18 protein-coding genes and 1 pseudogene are annotated in these 20,037 nt (G+C 67.7%); 9 read left to right on the top strand and 10 right to left on the bottom strand.

All coding sequences use genetic code 11. The annotated features are described in order from the left end of the window. Positions 1-12: 12 nt before the first annotated feature. Positions 13-783 (top strand): methyltransferase domain-containing protein, encoded by a 771-nt coding sequence (locus BN118_RS01095; RefSeq protein ID WP_014905420.1) that lies wholly within the window; start codon positions 13-15, stop codon positions 781-783. Between the two features lie 42 nt (positions 784-825). Beyond that, complete coding sequence (gene rnhA / locus BN118_RS01090) at positions 826-1,293, top strand: ribonuclease HI (RefSeq protein WP_010931354.1); 468 nt, start codon at positions 826-828, stop codon at positions 1,291-1,293. Here rnhA and BN118_RS01085 read toward each other — a convergent pair. Next, positions 1,290-2,240 (bottom strand): IS481-like element IS481 family transposase, encoded by a 951-nt coding sequence (locus BN118_RS01085; RefSeq protein ID WP_005013747.1) that lies wholly within the window; start codon positions 2,238-2,240, stop codon positions 1,290-1,292. The two genes, rnhA and BN118_RS01085, sit on opposite strands and share 4 nt — an antisense overlap. Positions 2,241-2,321: 81 nt before the next feature. Further along, positions 2,322-3,101, bottom strand: a complete 780-nt coding sequence (locus BN118_RS01080) for a universal stress protein (RefSeq protein ID WP_023852670.1) — start codon at positions 3,099-3,101, stop codon at positions 2,322-2,324. A gap of 187 nt (positions 3,102-3,288) precedes the next feature. Between BN118_RS01080 and BN118_RS01075 the strand changes: the two genes are divergently transcribed. Beyond that, positions 3,289-3,927 carry a trimeric intracellular cation channel family protein gene (locus tag BN118_RS01075; protein WP_010929766.1) on the top strand — a complete coding sequence of 213 codons (639 nt, stop codon included), beginning with the start codon at positions 3,289-3,291 and terminating at the stop codon, positions 3,925-3,927. A gap of 36 nt (positions 3,928-3,963) precedes the next feature. Here the strand turns inward: BN118_RS01075 and gdhA are convergent, their stop codons facing one another. Further along, entirely contained in the window at positions 3,964-5,307 is a 1,344-nt protein-coding gene (gene gdhA / locus BN118_RS01070) for an NADP-specific glutamate dehydrogenase (RefSeq protein WP_014905419.1), read from the bottom strand. A 422-nt stretch (positions 5,308-5,729) separates the two neighbouring features. Further along, positions 5,730-6,518 carry an exodeoxyribonuclease III gene (locus BN118_RS01065; protein WP_010929768.1) on the bottom strand — a complete coding sequence of 263 codons (789 nt, stop codon included), beginning with the start codon at positions 6,516-6,518 and terminating at the stop codon, positions 5,730-5,732. A 137-nt stretch (positions 6,519-6,655) separates the two neighbouring features. Here BN118_RS01065 and pyrE point away from each other — a divergent pair, with 137 nt between their 5' ends. Beyond that, a complete protein-coding gene (pyrE, locus tag BN118_RS01060; RefSeq protein WP_010929769.1) occupies positions 6,656-7,330 on the top strand; it encodes an orotate phosphoribosyltransferase in 675 nt (224 codons plus the stop codon). A gap of 113 nt (positions 7,331-7,443) precedes the next feature. Here the strand turns inward: pyrE and gatB are convergent, their stop codons facing one another. From gatB to gatC, 3 genes are read right to left on the bottom strand one after another with little or no spacing between them, the layout of a single operon-like run. Next, a complete protein-coding gene (gene gatB / locus BN118_RS01055) occupies positions 7,444-8,898 on the bottom strand; it encodes an Asp-tRNA(Asn)/Glu-tRNA(Gln) amidotransferase subunit GatB (RefSeq protein ID WP_010929770.1) in 1,455 nt (484 codons plus the stop codon). Positions 8,899-8,900: 2 nt separating this feature from the next. Then, the gene (gene gatA, locus BN118_RS01050; protein WP_010929771.1) at positions 8,901-10,439 is read right to left on the bottom strand and encodes an Asp-tRNA(Asn)/Glu-tRNA(Gln) amidotransferase subunit GatA; all 1,539 of its coding nucleotides are present in this window, start codon (positions 10,437-10,439) and stop codon (positions 8,901-8,903) included. Positions 10,440-10,441: 2 nt separating this feature from the next. After that, positions 10,442-10,750 (bottom strand): Asp-tRNA(Asn)/Glu-tRNA(Gln) amidotransferase subunit GatC, encoded by a 309-nt coding sequence (gene gatC, locus BN118_RS01045; RefSeq protein WP_010929772.1) that lies wholly within the window; start codon positions 10,748-10,750, stop codon positions 10,442-10,444. A 230-nt stretch (positions 10,751-10,980) separates the two neighbouring features. Between gatC and BN118_RS01040 the strand changes: the two genes are divergently transcribed. The 5 genes from BN118_RS01040 (at position 10,981) to rodA (ending at position 16,646) form a co-directional block, all read left to right on the top strand. Further along, positions 10,981-12,024, top strand: a complete 1,044-nt coding sequence (locus tag BN118_RS01040) for a rod shape-determining protein (RefSeq protein ID WP_003815204.1) — start codon at positions 10,981-10,983, stop codon at positions 12,022-12,024. Between the two features lie 88 nt (positions 12,025-12,112). Beyond that, the gene (mreC, locus tag BN118_RS01035) at positions 12,113-12,997 is read left to right on the top strand and encodes a rod shape-determining protein MreC (protein WP_010929773.1); all 885 of its coding nucleotides are present in this window, start codon (positions 12,113-12,115) and stop codon (positions 12,995-12,997) included. Then, positions 12,984-13,547, top strand: coding sequence for a rod shape-determining protein MreD (gene mreD / locus BN118_RS01030; RefSeq protein ID WP_003815202.1), 564 nt, complete (start codon positions 12,984-12,986; stop codon positions 13,545-13,547). The genes mreC and mreD overlap by 14 nt, the downstream gene beginning before the upstream one ends. Positions 13,548-13,560: 13 nt before the next feature. Continuing rightward, positions 13,561-15,513, top strand: a complete 1,953-nt coding sequence (gene mrdA, locus BN118_RS01025) for a penicillin-binding protein 2 (RefSeq protein WP_003815201.1) — start codon at positions 13,561-13,563, stop codon at positions 15,511-15,513. After that, complete coding sequence (gene rodA / locus BN118_RS01020; protein ID WP_003815198.1) at positions 15,510-16,646, top strand: rod shape-determining protein RodA; 1,137 nt, start codon at positions 15,510-15,512, stop codon at positions 16,644-16,646. The genes mrdA and rodA overlap by 4 nt, the downstream gene beginning before the upstream one ends. 25 nt (positions 16,647-16,671) lie before the next feature. On the opposite strand, the pseudogene BN118_RS01015 reads toward rodA, so the two are convergent. The 3 genes and pseudogenes from BN118_RS01015 to slmA all read right to left on the bottom strand — a co-directional run bounded on the left by BN118_RS01015 (position 16,672) and on the right by slmA (position 20,020). Beyond that, positions 16,672-17,728 (bottom strand): annotated as a pseudogene (locus BN118_RS01015) (Ldh family oxidoreductase). Between the two features lie 10 nt (positions 17,729-17,738). Beyond that, the gene (locus tag BN118_RS01010) at positions 17,739-19,232 is read right to left on the bottom strand and encodes a DASS family sodium-coupled anion symporter (protein ID WP_014905418.1); all 1,494 of its coding nucleotides are present in this window, start codon (positions 19,230-19,232) and stop codon (positions 17,739-17,741) included. A 212-nt stretch (positions 19,233-19,444) separates the two neighbouring features. Next, the gene (slmA, locus tag BN118_RS01005) at positions 19,445-20,020 is read right to left on the bottom strand and encodes a nucleoid occlusion factor SlmA (protein WP_010927138.1); all 576 of its coding nucleotides are present in this window, start codon (positions 20,018-20,020) and stop codon (positions 19,445-19,447) included. Between the last annotated feature and the right edge of the window lie 17 nt (positions 20,021-20,037).

Raw genomic sequence — 20,037 nt, 5'->3', positions numbered from 1 at the left:
GGGATCGACAGCGTGGCAGAAGAAACTCCGCCGATTGTAGAACTGGCCGAATGGTTCCAGACGCCGCCGGGGCAGTACGTCCTGGCCTGGGAGCAGGCCCAGTTCGACGAGGCGGTGGCTGACATCTTCGGATATTACGCTTGGCAGGTGGGGCTGGCCGAGCCCAACCTGCTGCGCGCCAACCGCATGCCGTTCAAGGCCTGGGTGGGGGCCGGCGTGCCGCCGCCCGAGCTGGCGCAAGGCTGGCAGGCCTGCGTGGCGGCCGCGCCCGAGGCGCTGCCGTTCGAGTCGCAGAGCGTGGATCTGCTGGTGCTGCCGCACGCCTTCGAATGCGCCGAGGCGCCCCATCTGGTGCTGCGCGAGGTCGAGCGCGTGCTGGTGCCCGAAGGGCGGGTGGTGATTTCCGGCTTCAACCTCTGGAGCCTGTGGGGGGCGCGCAATCTCATGCCCGGCATGGAGGCCTGGCTGCCGCTGCCCCTGTCGGCGCAGGTCGCGCTGCCGCGCCTGAAGGACTGGTTCAAGCTGCTGTCGTTCGAGGTCGAGCGCGGGCGGTTCGGCTGCTACGCGCCCGCCTGCCGCACCGACAAGTGGCTGCGCCGCTGGCGCTTCATGGAGCGCTACGGCCAGCGCTGGTGGGGCCTGGGCGGCGCCGTGTACGTGGTGACCGCCACCAAGAAGGTCGCCGCCATGCGCCTGATCGGCCCGGCCTGGAAGACGCGCCGCAAGCGCGCCCAGGCCGCCTCGGTGGTGGTCAATCGCCAGGCCGACGATCCGGGCCGGTGATAATGCCGTACTTTCATTCCGGCGCGCCCCGATACGGACACTATGCAGAATCTAGAAGGTAGCGGCGATGGCCAGCAGGTGGAAATGTGGACCGACGGCGCATGCAAGGGCAATCCCGGCCCGGGCGGATGGGGCGTGCTGATGCGCGCCGGCCAGCACGAGAAAACCATGCACGGCGGCGAACGCCAGACCACCAACAACCGCATGGAGCTGATGGCCGTCATCGAGGGCCTGCGGGCGCTGAAACGGCCGTGCCGCGTCACCATCCACACCGATTCCCAATATGTCATGAAAGGCATGACGGAATGGCTGGCGAACTGGAAGCGGCGCGGCTGGCGCACGGCCGACAAGAAACCGGTCAAGAACGTCGAGCTGTGGCAGGCCCTGGACGAGCAGGTCGGCCGGCACCAGGTGCAGTGGCGCTGGGTGCGCGGGCACGCCGGCGATCCGGGCAACGAGCGCGCCGACGCCCTGGCCAACCAGGGGATGGAGGCCGCGCGGGGCCGCTAGGTGTGAACTGTCAATAGGTTGTATTCGTCCAGGTTGAGTCTGGAGATGGGTACAGCGCGCCCGATGCCTTGGTGGGGTCGATGCCAGTTGTAGTGGTGTAGCCAGGATTTCATGGCATCGGCTCGGTGTTGGGAGTTCTGGTAGGTGTGAGCGTAAGCCCACTCACGCAAGGCCGACTGGATGAAGCGTTCGGCCTTGCCATTGGTCTGTGGGCGGTAAGGTCGGGTAAAGCGGTGCTTGATGCCCAGCTCATGGCACAGCGCGGCGAAGGCGCGGCTGCGAAAGGCCGAGCCATTGTCGGTGAGCAAGCGCTGGATGGTCACGCCCAGGCGCTGGTAGTAGGCCACTGCGTCCTTGAGGAACTGGACGGCGCTGGGGAAGCGCTCGTCGGGGTGGATGTCGGTGAAGGCCACGCGGGCGTGGTCATCGATGGCCACGAAGACGAAGTCCCAGCCGGCCCCCTCAACGGTATCGCGTCGGTTGCCCGTGACCCGGTGGCCAGGGCGCTGGATACGTCCCAGCTTCTTGATGTCGATGTGCAGCAGATCGCCGGGGGCCTGATGCTCGTAGCGCACCACCGGCTCGGCCGGCTCCAGGTCGGCCAGGTGCGACAGACCGGCGCGGGCCAGGACGCGGCTGACGGTGCTGGCTGACACGCCCAGCGCCTGGGCGATGCGCGCTTGGGTCAGCCGCTTGCGGCGCAGCTCCACGATAGCCAGCGCCTTGGCCGGCGCAATCGCTCGGGGCGAGACCGTCGGGCGCGAGGACGCATCGGCCAAGCCCGCCTGGCCCTGAGCCAGGAAGCGGCCCAGCCATTTGCGCACAGTCGGCGCGGTGACCCCATAGGCGCGGGCCGCTTCAGGCACACAAACTTGATGGGCGATCAATTGCTGGACCATTTCGAGTCGACGTAGGAAGGTCAATCGGGCATGCTTATGGGTGTTCATCCGGCCGGGCTCCTTGAGTGAACTGGGGGATCGGCGATTTCCAGTTTCTCAAATCCGGTTCGGATGAACCATGCATACAACCTATTGAATCTTCACAGTTAGGCCGTGGGTGCCGGTCACCACCAGGTCGCAGCGGCGGTTGAATACGTACTCCGACAGCAGCGTCTCGGGCTGGCCGCTTTCCAGCACCAGCTCGGGCGCGGGGCGTCCGGCCAGCTCCGGCGTGCCGTCCAGGAAGGCGCGCGCCTTCTGGGCCGCGTCGTTGTAGAAACTGCGCACCACCGCGTCTTCGGGCGCGTCCTTGCCGAACGGGACGTCATAGGCGTGGAACAGGGTCAGCGGGGCGTCGCCGGCCACCCGCAGGGCGGCCACCAGGGCCTGGCGCGAGCCCTCGGAGAAGTCGGTGGCCACGACCACGTCGCGGTACGGTTTGCGCGGCCGCGCCTTGACCACCAGCACGGGCTGGCTGGCCTGGCGCGCCAGGCGCTCGACCGTGGTGCCCAGCAGCAGGCGGCTGAGGGTGGATTCGCGTGCGATGCCGGTCACGATCAGCGAGCAGCCGAAGTGGTCGGCCGTCTCGCGGATCAGCGGCACGGTTTCGCCGCTGCGCACCACCGCCGAGGTGGGAACGGGGGCGTCGGCCAGGTCCTCGGCCAGCCGGCGTTCGGCCAGCTGCTTGTGGTCGGCGCTCAGCCGGCGCCACACCGGCGTGGTCAGCGGCGCATTGGTGGGTTCCATGATGTGCAGCGCCACCAGGCTGGTCTGCGCCTGCGCGGCGAGCATCAGGGCCCGGTCCAGCGCGCGGTCGCTGCGCGCGCTCAGGTCGGTGGCAAGCAGAATGGGGGCGGTCTGGGCTTGCATGCGGCGTCTCCTGGTAGTGGTCGCGGCCTGGTTCCCGCACGGGGCGTGCCGGCAGGATGGAGCATCCATTGTCCCGCGAAGGCGGGCCAGGCGTCTTGATCGCGGTCAAGCGGGCGGTACGGCCCAGCCGGGCCGGCGGCGTTGTCAATACAATGCCAGCGTTGTCCATCTTTTCGTCCGCGCCGCCATGCCGCCAGATCCGTCCGTCCTGCTGTTGTACACGCTCTACCTGGTGGCCATCGTGGCCGAGGCCATGACGGCGGCGCTGGCCGCCGGGCGGCGCGACATGGATTGGGTCGGCGTGTGCGTGATCGCCTGTGTCACGGCATTGGGCGGCGGGTCGCTGCGCGACGTGCTGCTGGGCCATTATCCGCTGAGCTGGGTGGCCCATCCCGAATACCTGTGGATGACGGCCGGCGCCGCGCTGCTGACGGCGCTGGGGGCGCGCGCACTGCGGCGCCTGCGCAGCCTGTTCCTGCTGCTGGACGCCATCGGCCTGGTGGCGTTCACCATCATCGGCTGCCAGGTGGCCCAACAAATGGAAATGCCGCTGACCATCGTGCTGGTCAGCGGCATGATCACCGGGTGCGCCGGCGGCGTATTGCGCGACGTGCTGTGCAACGACATTCCGCTGCTGTTTCGCAGCGAACTCTACGCCAGCGTTTCGGCAGTGACCGGCGGCCTGTACCTGGCCATGTACGGCCAGGGCGTGTCCGCCAGCGTGTCGGTGCCCGTCGCGCTGGCCGTCGGGCTGGCGTTTCGCCTGCTGGCGTTGCGGTTCAACTGGCAGATGCCGAAGTTCGTCTACCGCGGCGACTGGCATTGACGCCGCCGCGCCAGGGCGCGGCGGCGCGGTCCTGCATCAGTACAGGCCTTGCTGGCGCATGGCGTCGGCGACCTTGACGAAGCCGGCGATGTTGGCGCCATCCACATAGTTGACGTAGTTGCCGGCGCCGTGGCCGTGGCGCACGCAGTTTTCGTGGATATCGCGCATGATGGCATGCAGCCGCGCGTCCACCTGTTCACGCGTCCAGGGCAGGCGGGCCGAGTTCTGGCTCATTTCCAGGCCCGACACCGCCACGCCGCCGGCGTTGCTGGCCTTGCCCGGCGCGTACAGCACTTCGGCCGCGATGAAAGCCTTGGCGGCGTCCAGGGTGGCGGGCATGTTGGCGCCTTCGGCCACGCATTTCACGCCGTTGCGGATCAGCGTGCGGGCGTCGTTTTCGTCCAGCTCGTTCTGGGTGGCGCACGGCAGGGCGACATCCACCGGCACGTGCCAGGGGCGCACGCCGGCCTCGTAGCGCAGGCCGAACTGGCTGGCGTACGTGTCCAGGCGGCCGCGCAGGTCGTTCTTGATGTGCATCAGGGCCAGCAGCTTCTCGTGCGTGAAGCCGGCTTCGTCGATGACCGTGCCGCACGAGTCCGAGATCGTGACGACCTTGGCGCCCAGCGCCATGGCTTTCTCGATCGCGTACTGGGCCACGTTGCCCGAGCCCGACACCGACACGCGCATGCCGTCGAAAGACAGGCCGGCGCGTTGCAGCATTTCCTGCGCGAAATAGACCGTGCCGTAGCCGGTGGCTTCGGGGCGGATCAGGCTGCCGCCGAAGCACAGGCCCTTGCCGGTGAATACGCTGGCCGCCGAGTTCGACAGCTTTTTCATCATGCCGGCCATGAAGCCGACCTCGCGCGCGCCCACGCCGATATCGCCGGCGGGCACGTCGGTGTCCGGGCCCAGGTGGCGGTGCAGTTCCAGCATCAGCGCCTGGCAGAAACGCATCACCTCGGCGTCCGACTTGCCCTTGGGGTCGAAGTCGGAGCCGCCCTTGCCGCCGCCCATGGGCAGGGTGGTCAGCGCGTTCTTCAGGGTTTGTTCGAAAGCCAGGAACTTCAGCACCGACAGATTGACCGTCGGGTGGAAGCGCATGCCGCCCTTGAAGGGGCCGATGGCCGAGCTGTGCTGGATGCGGAAGGCGCGGTTGACCTGGGCCTGGCCCTGGTCATCGGTCCAGCAGACACGGAACTGGATCACGCGTTCGGGCTCGACCAGGCGTTCCAGCAGGGCGTGCTCGGCGTAATGCGGGTGCTTCTCGATGAAGGGCCAGAGGCTCAGCATGACCTCTTGGACTGCCTGCATGAATTCGGCTTGTTGCGGATCGCGCGCGGCAACCCGGCGCAGGAAGTCGTCCAGACTCTGCAATTTCAAGATACTGCCTCCTGGCAATGCGATGGTGCAGCGCGTTGTGTTGCGGTGCAAAAGCGTAGAGAAGTGGTGCGCGGTTGCACACTTTTGGTGCGCAATTGTGGGCCAAAATTCGTCGGACGAAAAGCCGGAATCGGCCGCAAAACCAGTGCTGGCGCGGCTTGCCGGAAGGGATTATTATTGGGGACGTATTGATGCGAGCGGTGATTCGCCTGCCGGCCATGGCAGGCGAATATTTTCCGAGAAGCGCATGAAATGGGGCTCTACAGCTATGTCCCCATTTATTTGGCGCGTCTTCCCGTGGGGCGCAATCACAATTTACGGCGTTGCACCATGTTCGTGGCGGGCCTCGCCCGGGTCGGCGAAGAAATTTTCGCCTTTATGTGTCCCCGTTATTTTTGAGGCCTTTACGCATCACAAGCGTGTTACAGGGCGATGTCGTAGTCCACCGTCAGCGGCGCATGGTCGGAAAACCGCTCGTCCTTGTAGATGGAAGTGGCGCGTGCGCGTTCGGCGATGCCCGGGGTGGCGATCTGGTAGTCGATGCGCCACCCTACGTTCTTGGCCCAGGCCTGGCCGCGATTGCTCCACCAGGTGTACTGGTCGGCGCGCTCGTCCAGCTTGCGGAAGACGTCGACGAAGCCGCGCCGGTCGAACACCTCGGTCAGCCAGGCGCGCTCCTCGGGCAGGAAGCCCGAGTTCTTCTGGTTGCCCTTCCAGTTCTTCAGGTCGATCTCCTTGTGGGCGATGTTCCAGTCGCCGCAGATGACGAATTCGCGCCCGGTCTTCCTGTGCTCGGCCATCAGGCCGTCCAGCCACGGGCCGAACTGGTCCAGGAAGCGGTACTTGGTCTGCTGGCGCTCGTCGCCGCTCGAACCCGAGGGCAGGTAGGCGCTGATGACTGACAGATCCTTCCAGTCGGCGCGCAGGATGCGGCCTTCCGCGTCGAACTCCTCGCAATCGAAGCCGGCCACCACGCGTTCGGCGCCGGCGCGCAGGTACATGCCCACGCCGCTGTAGCCCTTTTTCTCGGCGTGGTGGAAGTGACCCGTATAGCCGGGCGGGTGGCGCAGCTCGTCGGTCAGGTCGTCATGCGAGACCTTGATCTCCTGCAGGCACAGCACATCGGCGTTGTGGGCGGTCATCCAGGGCTGCAGGCCCTTGCGGAAGGCGGAACGGATACCGTTGAGGTTGAGCGAGGTGATACGCAGCAAGGCTGGCTCCTGAATCGGTCATCGCGGCCCCTTGCGGGCCGGCGCAAGAATGAAACTTTAACCGAGGCGCGCCGCCGCTGCGCCGCCAGGCCGATTCGCGGATAATGGCGGGGTTTGCCATTTCGCCCATCGCACGTATGTCCGCCTCCGCCTCTACCGCCGCTGATTTTGTCCGTTTTGCCCTCGACGAGGGCGTGCTGCGTTTCGGCAGCTTCAAGGTCAAGTCCGGCCGTATCAGTCCCTATTTCTTCAACGCCGGCCTGTTCAATTCGGGCCGTTCGGTCGGCACGCTGGCCGGCTTCTACGCGCAGGCGCTGATCGATTCCGGCGTGGCGTTCGATATGCTGTTCGGCCCGGCCTACAAGGGCATCCCGCTGGCCACCGCCACGTCGGTGGCGCTGGCCGGGCATGGCGCCATGGCCGGGCGCGACGTGCCGTTCGCCTTCAACCGCAAGGAAGCCAAGGACCACGGCGAAGGCGGCACCCTGGTGGGCGCGCCGCTGACGGGCAAGGTCGTCATCATCGACGACGTCATCACCGCCGGCACCTCGGTGCGCGAATCGGTCGAGATCATCCGCGCCGCCGGCGCCGAGCCCGCCGCGGTGCTGATCGCCCTGGATCGCATGGAACGCGCCGGTCCCGACGACGCCCTGTCGCCGCATTCCGCCGTGCAGGATGTGGCGCGCACCTACGGCATCCCGGTGGTCAGCATCGCCTCCCTGGCCGACATCATGACCCTGCTGCAGGACGACGCCCAGTTCGCCGAGCACCGCGCGGCGGTGCAGGCGTACCGGAGCAAGTACGGGGTATAGGGGCAGGCCCATGATCCGCACCGGTGGGAGCCAGTCCCCGCGGGGACAGGCTCCCGCTGGCGGCACACGCAGACTCCAGGAGCTCGTCCCCACGGGGACTGGCTCCCGAGGGGTCAGCCCAGTTTTTCCTTCAGCAGCTCGTTGACCTGCTGGGGGTTGGCCTTGCCCTTGGCGGCCTTCATGATCTGGCCGACCAGCGAGTTGAAGGCTTTCTGCTTGCCGGCCCGGTATTCCTCGACGATGGCGGGGTTGGCCGCCAGGACTTCGTCGATCATGGCGCCGATGGCGCCGCTGTCGCTGATCTGCTTGAGGCCGCGCGCCTCGATGATGGCGTCCGCGTCGCCGCCGTTTTCGCCCGCCCACATGGCGGCGAACACGTCGCGGGCGATCTTGTTGGAAATCGTGCCGTCGATGATGCGGTTGATCAGGGCCGCCAGGGCGGCTGCCGATACGGGCGCGGCGTCGATGTCCTTCTCTTCGCGGTTCAGGGTGGCCGCGACTTCGCCCATGATCCAGTTGGCGGCCAGTTTGGCCTGGCCGGCCGGCAGGGCGCGCGCCACCGCCTCGAAGTAGTCGGCCATGGCGCGGCTGACGGTCAGTTGCGCGGCATCGTAGGCGGGCAGGCCATAGTCGGCCTCGAAGCGGGCGCGCTGGGCGGCCGGCAGTTCGGGCATGCCGGCGCGCACCGCGTCGATCCAGTCCTGGCCGATGACCAGCGGCGGCAGGTCGGGGTCCGGGAAGTAGCGGTAGTCGTGCGCGTCTTCCTTGCTGCGCATGCTGCGGGTTTCGTCGCGGTCGGCGTCGTACAGGCGGGTTTCCTGCACCACGGTGCCGCCATCCTCGATCAGTTCGATCTGGCGGCGCGCCTCGAACAGGATGGCGCGTTCCAGGAAGCGGAACGAGTTGACGTTCTTGATTTCGGTGCGGGTGCCGAATTCCTTCTGGCCCACCGGGCGTACCGAGACGTTGGCGTCGCAGCGGAACGAGCCTTCCTGCATGTTGCCGTCGCAGATGCCCAGCCAGACCACCAGGCTGTGCAGGGCGCGCGCATAGGCCACGGCCTCGGCGGCCGAGCGCATTTCGGGCTCGGTGACGATTTCCAGCAAGGGGGTGCCGGCACGGTTGAGGTCGATCCCGCTGGCCGGCGCGCCGCTGGCCAGGCTGAATTCGTCGTGCAGCGACTTGCCGGCGTCTTCTTCCAGGTGGGCGCGCGTCAGGTTGACGGTTTTTTCTTCCTCGCCGACGAAGAACGAGAGCGTGCCGCCTTCGACCACCGGCAGCTCGTACTGGCTGATCTGGTAGCCCTTGGGCAGGTCGGGGTAGAAGTAGTTCTTGCGGGCGAACACCGAGCGCGGCGCGACCTTGCCGCCCACGGCCAGGCCGAACAGGATGGCGCGTTCGGCGGCGCCGCGGTTCATGACCGGCAGGCTGCCGGGCAGCGCCAGGTCGACCGCGTTGGCCTGCGTGTTGGGGGCGGCGCCAAAGCGCGTGCTGCTACCCGAAAAGATCTTGGAGTCGGTGGAAAGCTGGGTGTGCGTTTCCAGGCCGATGACGATTTCCCAGTTCATGGTCAGGCGTCCTGCGAAACCGGCGCGCGCTGGTGCCAGTCGGTGACTTGTTGATAGCGGTCGGCCAAGGCCAGCAAGCGGCCTTCGTCGAAGTAATTGCCGATGATCTGCAGCCCCACGGGGCGGCGGCCGTCCTGGCCGCCGAAGCCGCAGGGCACGGACATGGCCGGCAGGCCGGCCAGGCTGACGCCCAGCGTGTAGACGTCGGCCAGCCAGTCGGCGGTCGGGTCGTCGCGGTTGTCGCCGATGTTCTTGGCGACGGTGGGCGACACCGGCCCCATGATGACATCGCACTGGCCGGCGAAGGCGCGCTGGAAGTCCTGGGCGATCAGGCGGCGCAGGCGCTGCGCCTGCAGGTAGTAGGCGTCGTAGTAGCCGTGCGACAGGACGTAGGTGCCGATCAGGATGCGGCGCTTGACCTCGTCGCCGAAGCCTTCGGCGCGCGAGCGGCTGATCATCTCGTTGAGATCGCCGTACTGGGCGGCGCGGTGGCCGTAGCGCACGCCGTCGTAGCGCGCCAGGTTGCTCGAGGCCTCGGCGGGCGCGATGACGTAATAGGCGGGGATGGCCAGTTCGGTGCGCGGCAGCGACACCGGCACGCGCACCGCGCCCAGCTGTTCGAACTGCGCCAGGGCGGCTTCGACCGCGGCGGCCACGTCGGGGGCCAGGCCCGCGCCGAAGTATTCCTGCGGCACGCCGATGCGCAGGCCCTTGAGCGGCTGGCTGCCGGCCGCATCGTAGCCGGCCTGGGCGGCGTCGTGGCCACGGCGCACCCGGCCGCTTTCGTTGGCCTGGCCGTCGCAGGCCTGCAGGCTGGTGGCGTCGCGCGGGTCGAAGCCGGTCATGACGTCCAGCAGTTCGAGCAGGTCGCGGCTGCTGGGCGCCAGCGGGCCGGCCTGGTCCAGGCTGGAGCCGAAGGCGATTATGCCGTAGCGCGACACCGTGCCGTAGGTGGGCTTGATGCCGCTGACGCCGCACAGGGCGGCGGGCTGGCGCACCGAGCCGCCGGTGTCGGTGCCGGTGGCCGCGGCCACCAGGCGGGCGGCCACCGCGGCGGCCGAGCCGCCCGACGAGCCGCCGGGCACCGCCTGGGTGTCCCAGGGGTTGCGCACCGGGCCGTAGGCCGAGTTCTCGTTGCCCGAGCCCATGGCGAACTCATCGCAGTTCAGCTTGCCCAGCGATACCGCGCCGGCCTCGGCCAGGCGCTCGACCACGGTGGCGTCGAACGGGCTGGCATAGCCGGCCAGCATCTTGCTGCCTGCGGTGGTGCGCCAGCCACGGGTGACGAAGGCGTCCTTGTGGGCGATGGGGATGCCCGCCAGCGGGCCGGCCGTGCCGGCGGCCAGGGCGGCGTCGGCGGCGCGGGCCTGCGCCAGCGTGAGATCGGGGTCGATGTGCAGGAAGGCGTTCAGGCCGCTGGCGGCCTGGGCGGCGTCCAGGCCGCTTTGCGCCAGCTCGACCGCGCTGACCTGGCGTCGGGCCAGGGCGTCGCGCAAGGCGGCAATGCCGCCGAATTCGGTATGCAGGGCGGATTGGGTCATGACTATTCGATTACTTTCGGGACCAGGAACAGGCCGTCGGCCGATTCGGGGGCGTTGGCCAGCAGTTCGGCGCGGCGCGCCTCGGTGGCCTGCTCGCTGACGGCGTCCTCGCGCAGGCGCAGGGTGATGTCCTCGTGGGCCGACAGGGGATGCGCGAGCGGTTCGACGCCCTGCGTATCGACGGCCTGCAAGCGCTCGATGAGGTGCAGGATGCCGTTGAGTTCGGCCTGGGCCCGGCCACGCTGGTCGGGGGTCAGTTCGATGCGGGCCAGCCGGGCGATGCGGGCCACGTCTTGTTCGTTGAGCGCCATGGAATACCGGAAAAAAATCGAGGGCGTAGCGGAGGAAGGGAACCTGGCAGTATGCACAGGCCGAAGGCGTTACAAAGCTTGAATAGGCCGCATTTATGCGCTATTTCCGGGGAAATTATAAGTTATGATTCACGGTTTAATCGTTGCGGTCGGGCCAGCCTCCTGTCAGTCGAGGCGGCGTCGGCGTTCCCGCAGCATGCCTCCCCACTCCTGAATCTAGCTGAGCTCCCATGTTCGGATTCCTGCGCAGTTACTTTTCCAGCGATATGGCGATCGACCTCGGTACCGCCAATACGCTGATCTACGTCCGCGGCAAGGGCATCGTGCTGGATGAACCCTCGGTCGTCGCCATCCGCCACGAAGGCGGGCCCAATGGCAAGAAAATCATCCAGGCCGTCGGCCACGAGGCCAAGCAGATGTTGGGCCGCGTTCCCGGCAATATCGAAGCCATCCGCCCCATGAAGGATGGCGTGATCGCCGACTTCACCGTCACCGAGCAGATGCTCAAGCAATTCATCCGCATGGTGCACCCGCGCAATATGCTGGCCCCCAGCCCGCGCATCATCGTCTGCGTGCCGTGCGGCTCGACCCAGGTCGAGCGGCGCGCCATCCGCGAGTCGGCGCTGGGCGCCGGCGCCTCCCACGTCTACCTGATCGAAGAGCCGATGGCCGCGGCCATCGGCGCCGGCCTGGCCGTTTCGGACGCCAGCGGCTCCATGGTGGTCGACATCGGCGGGGGCACCACCGAAGTGGCCGTCATCTCGCTGGGCGGCATGGTGTACAAGGGCTCGGTCCGCGTCGGCGGCGACAAGTTCGACGAGGCCATCGTCAACTACATCCGCCGCAACTACGGCATGCTGATCGGCGAGCCCACCGCCGAACTCATCAAGAAGGAAATCGGCTCGGCGTTCCCCGGCTCCGAAGTGCGCGAAATCGAGGTCAAGGGCCGCAACCTGGCCGAAGGCGTGCCGCGCAGCTTCACGGTCTCGTCCAACGAGATCCTCGAATCGCTTACCGATCCGCTCAACCAGATCGTCTCGGCCGTCAAGATCGCGCTCGAACAGACGCCGCCCGAGCTGGGCGCCGACATCACCGACAAGGGCATTGCCCTGACCGGCGGCGGCGCGCTGCTGCGCGACCTGGATCGCTTGCTGCAGGAAGAAACCGGCCTGCCGGTGGTGGTGGCAGACGATCCCTTGACCTGCGTGGTGCGCGGCTGCGGCGAAGCGCTTGAGCATCTTGAGAAACTCGGTGCCATCTTCATCAACGACTGAGCCTGTCTCGCGGCCCGGCGGCCTGCACGCAGCAGGCCGGCGCGGCCCGCGAAGCAGCTGCGGGCAGGCAGGCCCGGGCTGATTATCCATGCAACGACAAGCGACCCCTCCGCTGTTTCGGCGCGGCCCGCCGGCCGAGGTGCGGCTGGCCGTGCTGGTCATCCTGGCGCTGGCCCTGTTGATCGTGGATTCCCAGCTGCGCGTGCTCGAACCGGTGCGGCGCGCCGTTTCGGTGGCGCTGTATCCCTTCCAGCGCGCCGTCATGGCGCCGCGCGACCTGGTGCAGCAGGTCGACGAATGGATCAACGCCGCCAGCCTCATCCGCAGCGAGAACGAAGCCTTGCAGCGCCAGCGCATCGAGCTGGCCCAGGTGGCCACGCACGCGGCGCAGCTGGCCGCCGAGAATGCCCAGCTGCGGCGCCTGCTGGGCGTGACCGACACGGTGGCGCAGTCTGCGGTGGTGGTCGAAGTGCTGTACGAGCCGCCCAACGCCTTTCACCAGCGCCTGGTTTTCAACAAGGGCGCCAAATCGGGCCTGGCGCCCGGCATGCCGGTCATCGACGAGGGCGGCGTGGTCGGCCAGATCGTGCGCGTCACCCCCATGACCGCCGAAGCCGCCCTGGTTACCGACGAGCGCGTGTCCATCCCGGTGCAGGTGCTGCGCAACGGCCTGCGGCTGATCGCCTTCGGCGCCAATATCCCCGGCGTGATCGAGGTGCGCTACCTGGCGGCCAACGCCGACATCAAGGTTGGCGATACCATAGTCACCAGCGGCGTGGGCGGCCTGTTCCCGGCCGGGCTGCCGGTGGCCAAGGTCGCCTCGGTCGAACGCGACACCGCTTCGGGTTTCGCGCGCGCCCTGGGCGAGCCGTTGGCGCATCCCGAGCGCTACCGCCATTTCCTGGTCCTGCAGGTCGATGTGGACCAGGCCGAATCCAACCGCCAGGAGGCCGATGTCGATGGAGCGGACTAAGGTTTCCGTCCCGGCTCGACGCAAGCTGGGCACGCCCAGCAACGTCGAGCCCGAACGCCTGGCGCGCCCCGCGCATGGCGTCTTCGTGTGGGGCACGGTGCTGCTGGTCTGGCTGCTGTCGCTGCTGCCCTGGCGGCAATGGCCGGGCTCGCCCGACGTGCTGGTGCTGGTCATCGCATTCTGGTGCGTGCACGAACCGCGCCGCGTCGGCCTGCTGACGGCCTTCGTGTTCGGGCTGCTGCTCGACGTCCACGACGCCGGCCTGCTGGGCGGCCATGCGCTGTCCTACACCTTGACGGCCTACGGGGCGATCGCGCTGCATCGCCGCCTGCAGCGCTTCGACCTCTGGAGCCAGGCCATGCACATGCTGCCCGTGTTCTTCCTGGCCCAACTGGTCACGCAGATCATCCTGGCCTGGCTGGCGGGCAAGTGGCCGGGCTGGCAATGGGCCGTGAGCGTCGGCCTGACCGTCGCCATCTGGCCGCTGGCCGGCTGGGTGCTGCACATGCCGCAGCGACGCTACGACGACGTCGAATCTTCCGCCGTCTGATCCGGGCGGGCGCATGTTCGAATTCAAGAAAACCGGCCAGCAGCAGAAGCAGCGCTTTCGCCTGCGCGCCTGGGTGGGCGGCCTGTTCGCGCTGGCCTGCTTCGGCGTGCTGGCGGGCCGGTTCTGGTACCTGCAGGTCGACCGCTACGAGGGCTTCTCCGAGCGGGCGGACAGGAACCGTATCGCCGTCGTGCCCATCCCGCCGCGGCGAGGCGAGATCCTGGACCGCAACGGCGAAGTCCTGGCGCGCAACTATCGCACCTATACCCTGGAGGTCGTGCCGGCCCAGGCCGGCAACCTGGACCAGCTGTTCGATCGCCTGGCGCGGGTCGTGTACATCAGCCCGTCCGACCAACGCCGCTTCAAGCGCCGGGTGGGCGAATCCAGCCGCTATGCCAGCCTGCAGCTGCGCAACAACCTCAACGACACCGAGGCCGCCTGGTTCTCGGCGCATTCGTTCGAATTCCCGGGCGTCGAGCTGCGTGCGCGCTGGGTGCGCGAATATCCGCAGGGCGAGGCCGCGGCGCACGTGGTCGGCTTCATCGGCCGGATCGCCGAGAACGACATCGAAGAACTGGACAAGGCCGGCCAGCTGGGCAACTACCGCGGCACCGACGTCATCGGCAAGAAGGGCATCGAGAAAACCTGGGAGGCCGCCCTGCATGGCCGCACCGGCCTGGAAGAGGTCGAGGTCACGGCCGGCGGACGCCCCATGCGCACCTTGCGCCGCATCGACCCGGTGCCGGGCTCGGACATCATGCTGTCGATCGACCTGGAGCTGCAGAAGCTGGCGGAACAGGCCTTCGAGGGGCGGCGCGGCGCGCTGGTTGCGCTCGATCCCGATACCGGCGAAGTCCTGGCGTTCGTTTCGCAGCCCTCGTTCGATCCCAACCTGTTCGTCGACGGGATCGACGTCGAGAATTGGCGCCGCCTGAACGAGTCGCCCGACCATCCGCTGATCAACCGGCCGCTGTACGGCACCTATCCCATCGGCTCGACCTACAAGCCGTTCGTGGCCCTGGCCGCGCTGGAGCTGGGCAAGCGGCGCGCCACCGACCGCATGCCCGATCCGGGCTATTTCGAGTTCGGCGGCCAGAAATTCCGTAACGCCGGCGGCGCCGCCTATGGCATGACGGACATGCACCGCGCCATCGTGGTGTCGTCCGATACCTATTTCTATTCGCTCGGCCCCGAGATCGGCGTGAACGCGCTGCACGATTTTTCCAAGCAGTTCGGTTTCGGACAGATCACCGGCATCGACCTGGAAGGCGAGAAGGCCGGGGTGCTGCCGTCCACCGAATGGAAGCGCAAGGCCTACAAGGATCGCGATCGCCAGCGCTGGTATGCCGGCGAAACGATTTCCGTGGCGGTCGGGCAGGGCTACAACTCGTTCACGCTGCTGCAATTGGCGCAGGCCACCTCGACCCTGGCCAACAGCGGCCTGTATCGGCGTCCGCACCTGGTGCACGCGATTCGCGACTCGCGCTCGGGCTCGGTCAACCCGACCGAGATCGCGCCCGACTACCGCATCCCGCTCAAGCAGGAGAACGTCGACGTGATCAAGCGCGCCATGGCGGACGTGGTGCGCGCCGGCACGGCGCGGCGCGCCTTCGCCGGCGCGCCCTACCAGGCCGCCGGCAAGACCGGCACCGCGCAGGTGTTCAGCCTGCGCGGCGGCCAGTATCGCGCCAGCGCCATCGACGAGCGCCTGCGGGACCACGCCTTGTTCATGGGGTTCGCGCCGGTCGAGCAGCCGCGCATCGCCGTGGCCCTGATCGTGGAGAACGCCGGCTGGGGGGCCAGCGCCGCGGCGCCCATCGCGCGCACCCTGTTCGATAATTGGCTCGGCCGGGCCGACGCGCCGTCGGTGGTGCGGGCCGGCGCCAAGCCGGTCGCCGCCGAGCCCGAGGCCGCCGCCCTGGAACTGGGCGCCACCGATGGCCCCATGCAGGAGCGCCGCCAATGAAACGCCTGGGCCTGATCCTGCTGCGCGTGTTCACCGCTTTCGACTGGCCGCTGCTGCTGATCCTGATCCTGTTCACCCTGTTGGGGCTGACCGTCATGCATTCGGCGGTAGGCAGCACCGATTGGCGCTTCGCCGAACAGTCGCGCAATTTCCTGATCGCCTTCGCGGCCATGTGGGCGATGGCGCTGGTGCCGCCCAATACGCTGATGAAGCTGGCGTTGCCCTTCTATGTGCTGGGCGTGATCCTGCTGCTGGGAGTGGAGTTCTTCGGCGAGACCAGCAAGGGCGCGACGCGCTGGCTCAACCTGGGCGTCACGCGCATCCAGCCGTCCGAGATGATGAAGATCGCCGTGCCCATGATGCTGGCCTGGTACTTCCAGCGCCACGACGGGGCAGTGCGGATCCGCGACTTCTTCGTGGCCGCCGCGATGCTGGCCGCGCCTTTCGTCCTGATCGTGCTGCAGCCCGACCTGGGCACCGCGCTGCTGGTGTTCGGCGCGGGATTCTTCGTCATCTACTTCGCGGGCCTGTCGTTCAAGCTGCTGGTGCCCTGCCTGCTGGCCGGCATCATCGCCATCGGCACGCTGATCTACTACGAAGACCAGCTGTGCGAGCCGGAGGTCGACTGGGTGGTGCTGCACGACTACCAGAAGCACCGCGTCTGCACCCTGCTCAATCCCAGTTCGGATCCGCTGGGCAAGGGCTTCCATACGATCCAGTCCATGATCGCGGTGGGGTCGGGCGGCCTGTACGGCAAGGGCTACATGCAGGGCACGCAGACACACCTGGACTTCATCCCCGAGCGCACCACCGATTTCATCTTCGCCGTGTACGCCGAGGAGTTCGGCCTGTATGGCGGGGTGGCGCTGCTGGTGCTGTACGGCCTGTTCATGGCGCGCGGCCTGGCGATCGCCTCGCGGGCCTCGTCGCAGTTCGGCCGCCTGCTGGCCGGCGCCATCACGATGATGATGTTCATCTATGTGTTCGTGAACGTCGGCATGGTGACCGGCATCCTGCCGGTGGTGGGGGTGCCGCTGCCTTTCATGAGCTATGGCGGCACCGCCTTGCTGACCATGGGCATTGCCTGCGGCATCCTCATGAGCATCAGCCGCCGCCGCCCCGCGCCGGCCTGAGCCGGCGGCCAGGGAAGGGGCGGCTTCAGGCGCGCGGCAGGGCGTCGGCCGCGCCCAGGTCCTGCGCCAGCTTGGCCAGGCTGTCCCAGATGGCGCCTTCGAACTCGATGGCCTCGGCAATGGCGCGCGCGGTTCATCGCCTCGTATTCGCCCGGATACTGCACGCGGTCCACGCCGGGTTGCGGCGGACACGCATGCAGGTAGTCGATGAAGGCGCCGACTTCCTGGGTGCGCCAATCGGCGTTGAAATCCACTTGCGGGTCCAGCAGGATGGCGAACATGTTGTTGGTCGCCACGCCATTGCGGGGATGTTCCGGCTGGATGGTGCCGCCGCCCGACAGCACGCCCGCCAGCAGCTCGGCGACCAGGCCCATGGCGTAGCCCTTGTGGCCGCCGAACGGCAGCAGCGCGCCGGGCGGGTCGGCGAACAGCGCGTTCGGGTCGTTGGTCGGGTTGCCCTGCGCATCGATCAGCGCGCCGTCGGGGGCCGGCTCGCCCCTGGCCGCCAGCACGCGCGCCTTGTTGACCGCGATCGAGCTGGTGGCCATGTCGACCAGGAAGGGCGGGCAGCCGCCCGGCAGCGGACCGGCGAAGCACAGGGGGTTGGTGGTCAGGCAGGCCTGCGCGCCGCCGTAGGGCGCCACCGTGGGCGGGCGGTTCACGACGTTGGTGAACGCCAGCAGGATCAGTCCGGCCTCGGCGGCCATTTCGCCGTAGTAGCCCATGCGCCCCAGGTGGTGCGTGCGGCGCAACGTGACGATGCACTGGCCGTACTGGCGGGCCCGCTCGATGGCCTGCTGCATGACCGCTTTGCCGACGTGCTGGCCGAAGCCGTTGTCGCCGTCGAAGGCCAGCATGGCGCCGCGGTCGTTGAGCAGCTTGGCGCGGCCGTCGGCCTTGACGAAGCCTTCGGCCAGCACGCGGCGGTAATTGGGCAGGATGGACAGGCCGTGGCTGGTGTAGCCGACCCGGTCCGACTCGACCAGGTGCTCGGCGACGTCGCGGGCGATGTCGTCCGGCACCCCCTGGGCGGCCAGCAGGCGCTGGCCGAACGCGATGGCTTGGGCAATCGAGAGTTTCATGGCGCGCTCCTTACATCCAGCCCAGCCAGCGCCAGTACGTGACGCTCATCAGCAGCATGAGCAGGTAGCCCACGATGGTCAGCACGATGCCGACCTTGGCGAACTGCTTGGCGGTGAAGGTTTCGGTGCCCAGGGCCACCATGTTCTGCGGCGCGTTGATCGGCAGGATGAAACCGTAGCTCACCACGAAACCGAGCAGCATGGTCATGCCCAGGCGGTTGAAATCGCCCGGCAGCGTCTGCAGCACCGCGATGAGGATGGGCAGCATCGCCGAGGTCAGCGCGGTGGCGCTGGCAAAGCCGAGGTGGATGAGGATCAGGAAGGCCGACAGGATGGCGAAGATGCCAAGCGGGCCGAGATGGTCCAGGCCGGTATGCGCCACGACCTGGGCGCCCAGCCATTGGCCGGCCTGGGTGGTCAGCAGGGCCGTGCCCAGGCTGATGCCCACGCCGAACACGATCACCGCGCCCCACGGAATGCGCGTCTGCACGTCTTTCCAGGTCATGACGCCAAAGCGCGGCAGCATCAGCAGCACCAGGCCGAAGTAGGTGGTGGAGGTCGTGTCGAACTTGTGCAGCTTGCCCTCGGTGGACCAGAACAGCAGCAGCATGATCGAGACCAGCATCAGGCGTTTTTGCGCCGAGGTCATGGGGCCGAGTTCGCGCAGCGAGGCTTCGACGGCCTCCTTGCCGCCGGCGATGGCATCGCTTTCGGGCGGCAGCAGCCTGAGCACCACGAAGACCAGCACCGCGGACATCAGCAGCGACCAGGGCACGCCGGCGATCAGCCAGTCGGACCACGCCACGCGTTCGCCCAGCATCTTGTCCATGAAGCCGACGGTCAGCAGGTTCTGCGCGGCGGCGGTCTGGATGCCGACGTTCCAGATGCTGGTGGCCTGGGCCACGATGATCATGATGCCGGCGGCGATGTTGGAGCGCTTGTCCACGCCGAAGGCGGCGATCACGCCCAGCATGATGGGCACGACGGCGGCGCTGCGCGCGGTGGCGCTGGGCACGACCAGGCTGAGCACGATGGTGACCGCGATGGCGCCGAGCAGGATGCGCCGCGTGCTGGTGCCCACCCGGGCCAGCGTCACCAGGGCGATGCGCTTGTCCAGCCCGGTGAAGGTCATGGCGGCGGCGATGAACAGGGCGCCGGTGACCAGCGCCAGCGCCGAGTTGGAGAACCCGGTCAGCGCCATGCTGATGGCGGCCGAGGTGCCATAGAGCACGTCGGGGTTCTTGACGTTGGGCGCGGTGCCCAGCAGGAAGGCCATCAGGGTGGTGATCATGATGGCGCTGGCTTCGTACGAGACGGCCTCCGTGATCCACACCACCACCGCGAAGGCCAGGATGGCAAGCATGCGGTGGCCGGCCGGCGGCAGCTCGGCCGGCAGCGGCAGCAGCAGCACCACCACCATGGCGATGATGCCGGCGATCAGACCTATCGGTATCTTGACTTTCGGGGGGGATTGCGGGGCAGGGACAGCGGCTGGCGCAGTCATTTGCTTCTCCGGTTGAGGTCAGATTTACGCAACAATCGTGACAGAACTGCGGAAAACCCGTATTGATGTGCATCAAGGCAACGTTTTATTGCGCTTGTGGCGAAGGGGCGTTGGCATTATGCTGGCCGCCCTCTGCCCGCGGCAAGCCAGTACGCCTCGGGCCATGGCCGGCGTCATCGCGCGATTGCGCCGAACGCCGTGTAAGCCGCGACTCAGCCCAGCGCCAGCCGCAGATGCTCCTCCAGGTGGGTTGTGGGGGCGACGCGCCAGCCGCTTTGCGCATAGCGCAGCCAGCGGCCCAGCACCAGGTGCGTCAGCAGGCTGGCATGGGCCGCGATATTGGCGTCGGCCGGCAGCGCGCCGTCGGACACCGCCACCCGCAGGCACTGCTTGAGCGAGGCCTCGATGCGGTCGTTGATGTGGTTGATGCGCTCCTGCAGCCGGTTGTCCTCGGTCACCAGCGCGTCGCCGGTCAGTACGCGGGTGATGCCGCGATTGCGTTCGGCGAACGCCAGCAGCATGGCGACGGTCTTGCGCGCCTGGCCCATGCCATAGGGCTCGGAGACGGCGATCTGGTTGACCACCGTGAAGATGCTGGTTTCGATGAACTCGATCAGCCCTTCGAACATCTGCGCCTTGCTGGCGAAATGGCGGTACAGGGCGGCCTCGGAAACCTGCATGCGCGCGGCCAGGGCCGAGGTGGTGATGCGTGCGGCGTGCGGTTGTTCGAGCATCTCCGCAAGCGTATGCAGGATCTGGGTCTTTCTCTCGCCGGGTTTGCTCGCCATGGAAGGGCCTAGGGGCA

Origin of the sequence: Bordetella pertussis 18323 (genome assembly GCF_000306945.1) — a bacterium.
Lineage (GTDB): Bacteria > Pseudomonadota > Gammaproteobacteria > Burkholderiales > Burkholderiaceae_B > Bordetella > Bordetella pertussis.
Note: the sequence above shows the minus strand (reverse complement) of the source record. Positions and strands in the feature narration are given on the sequence as shown.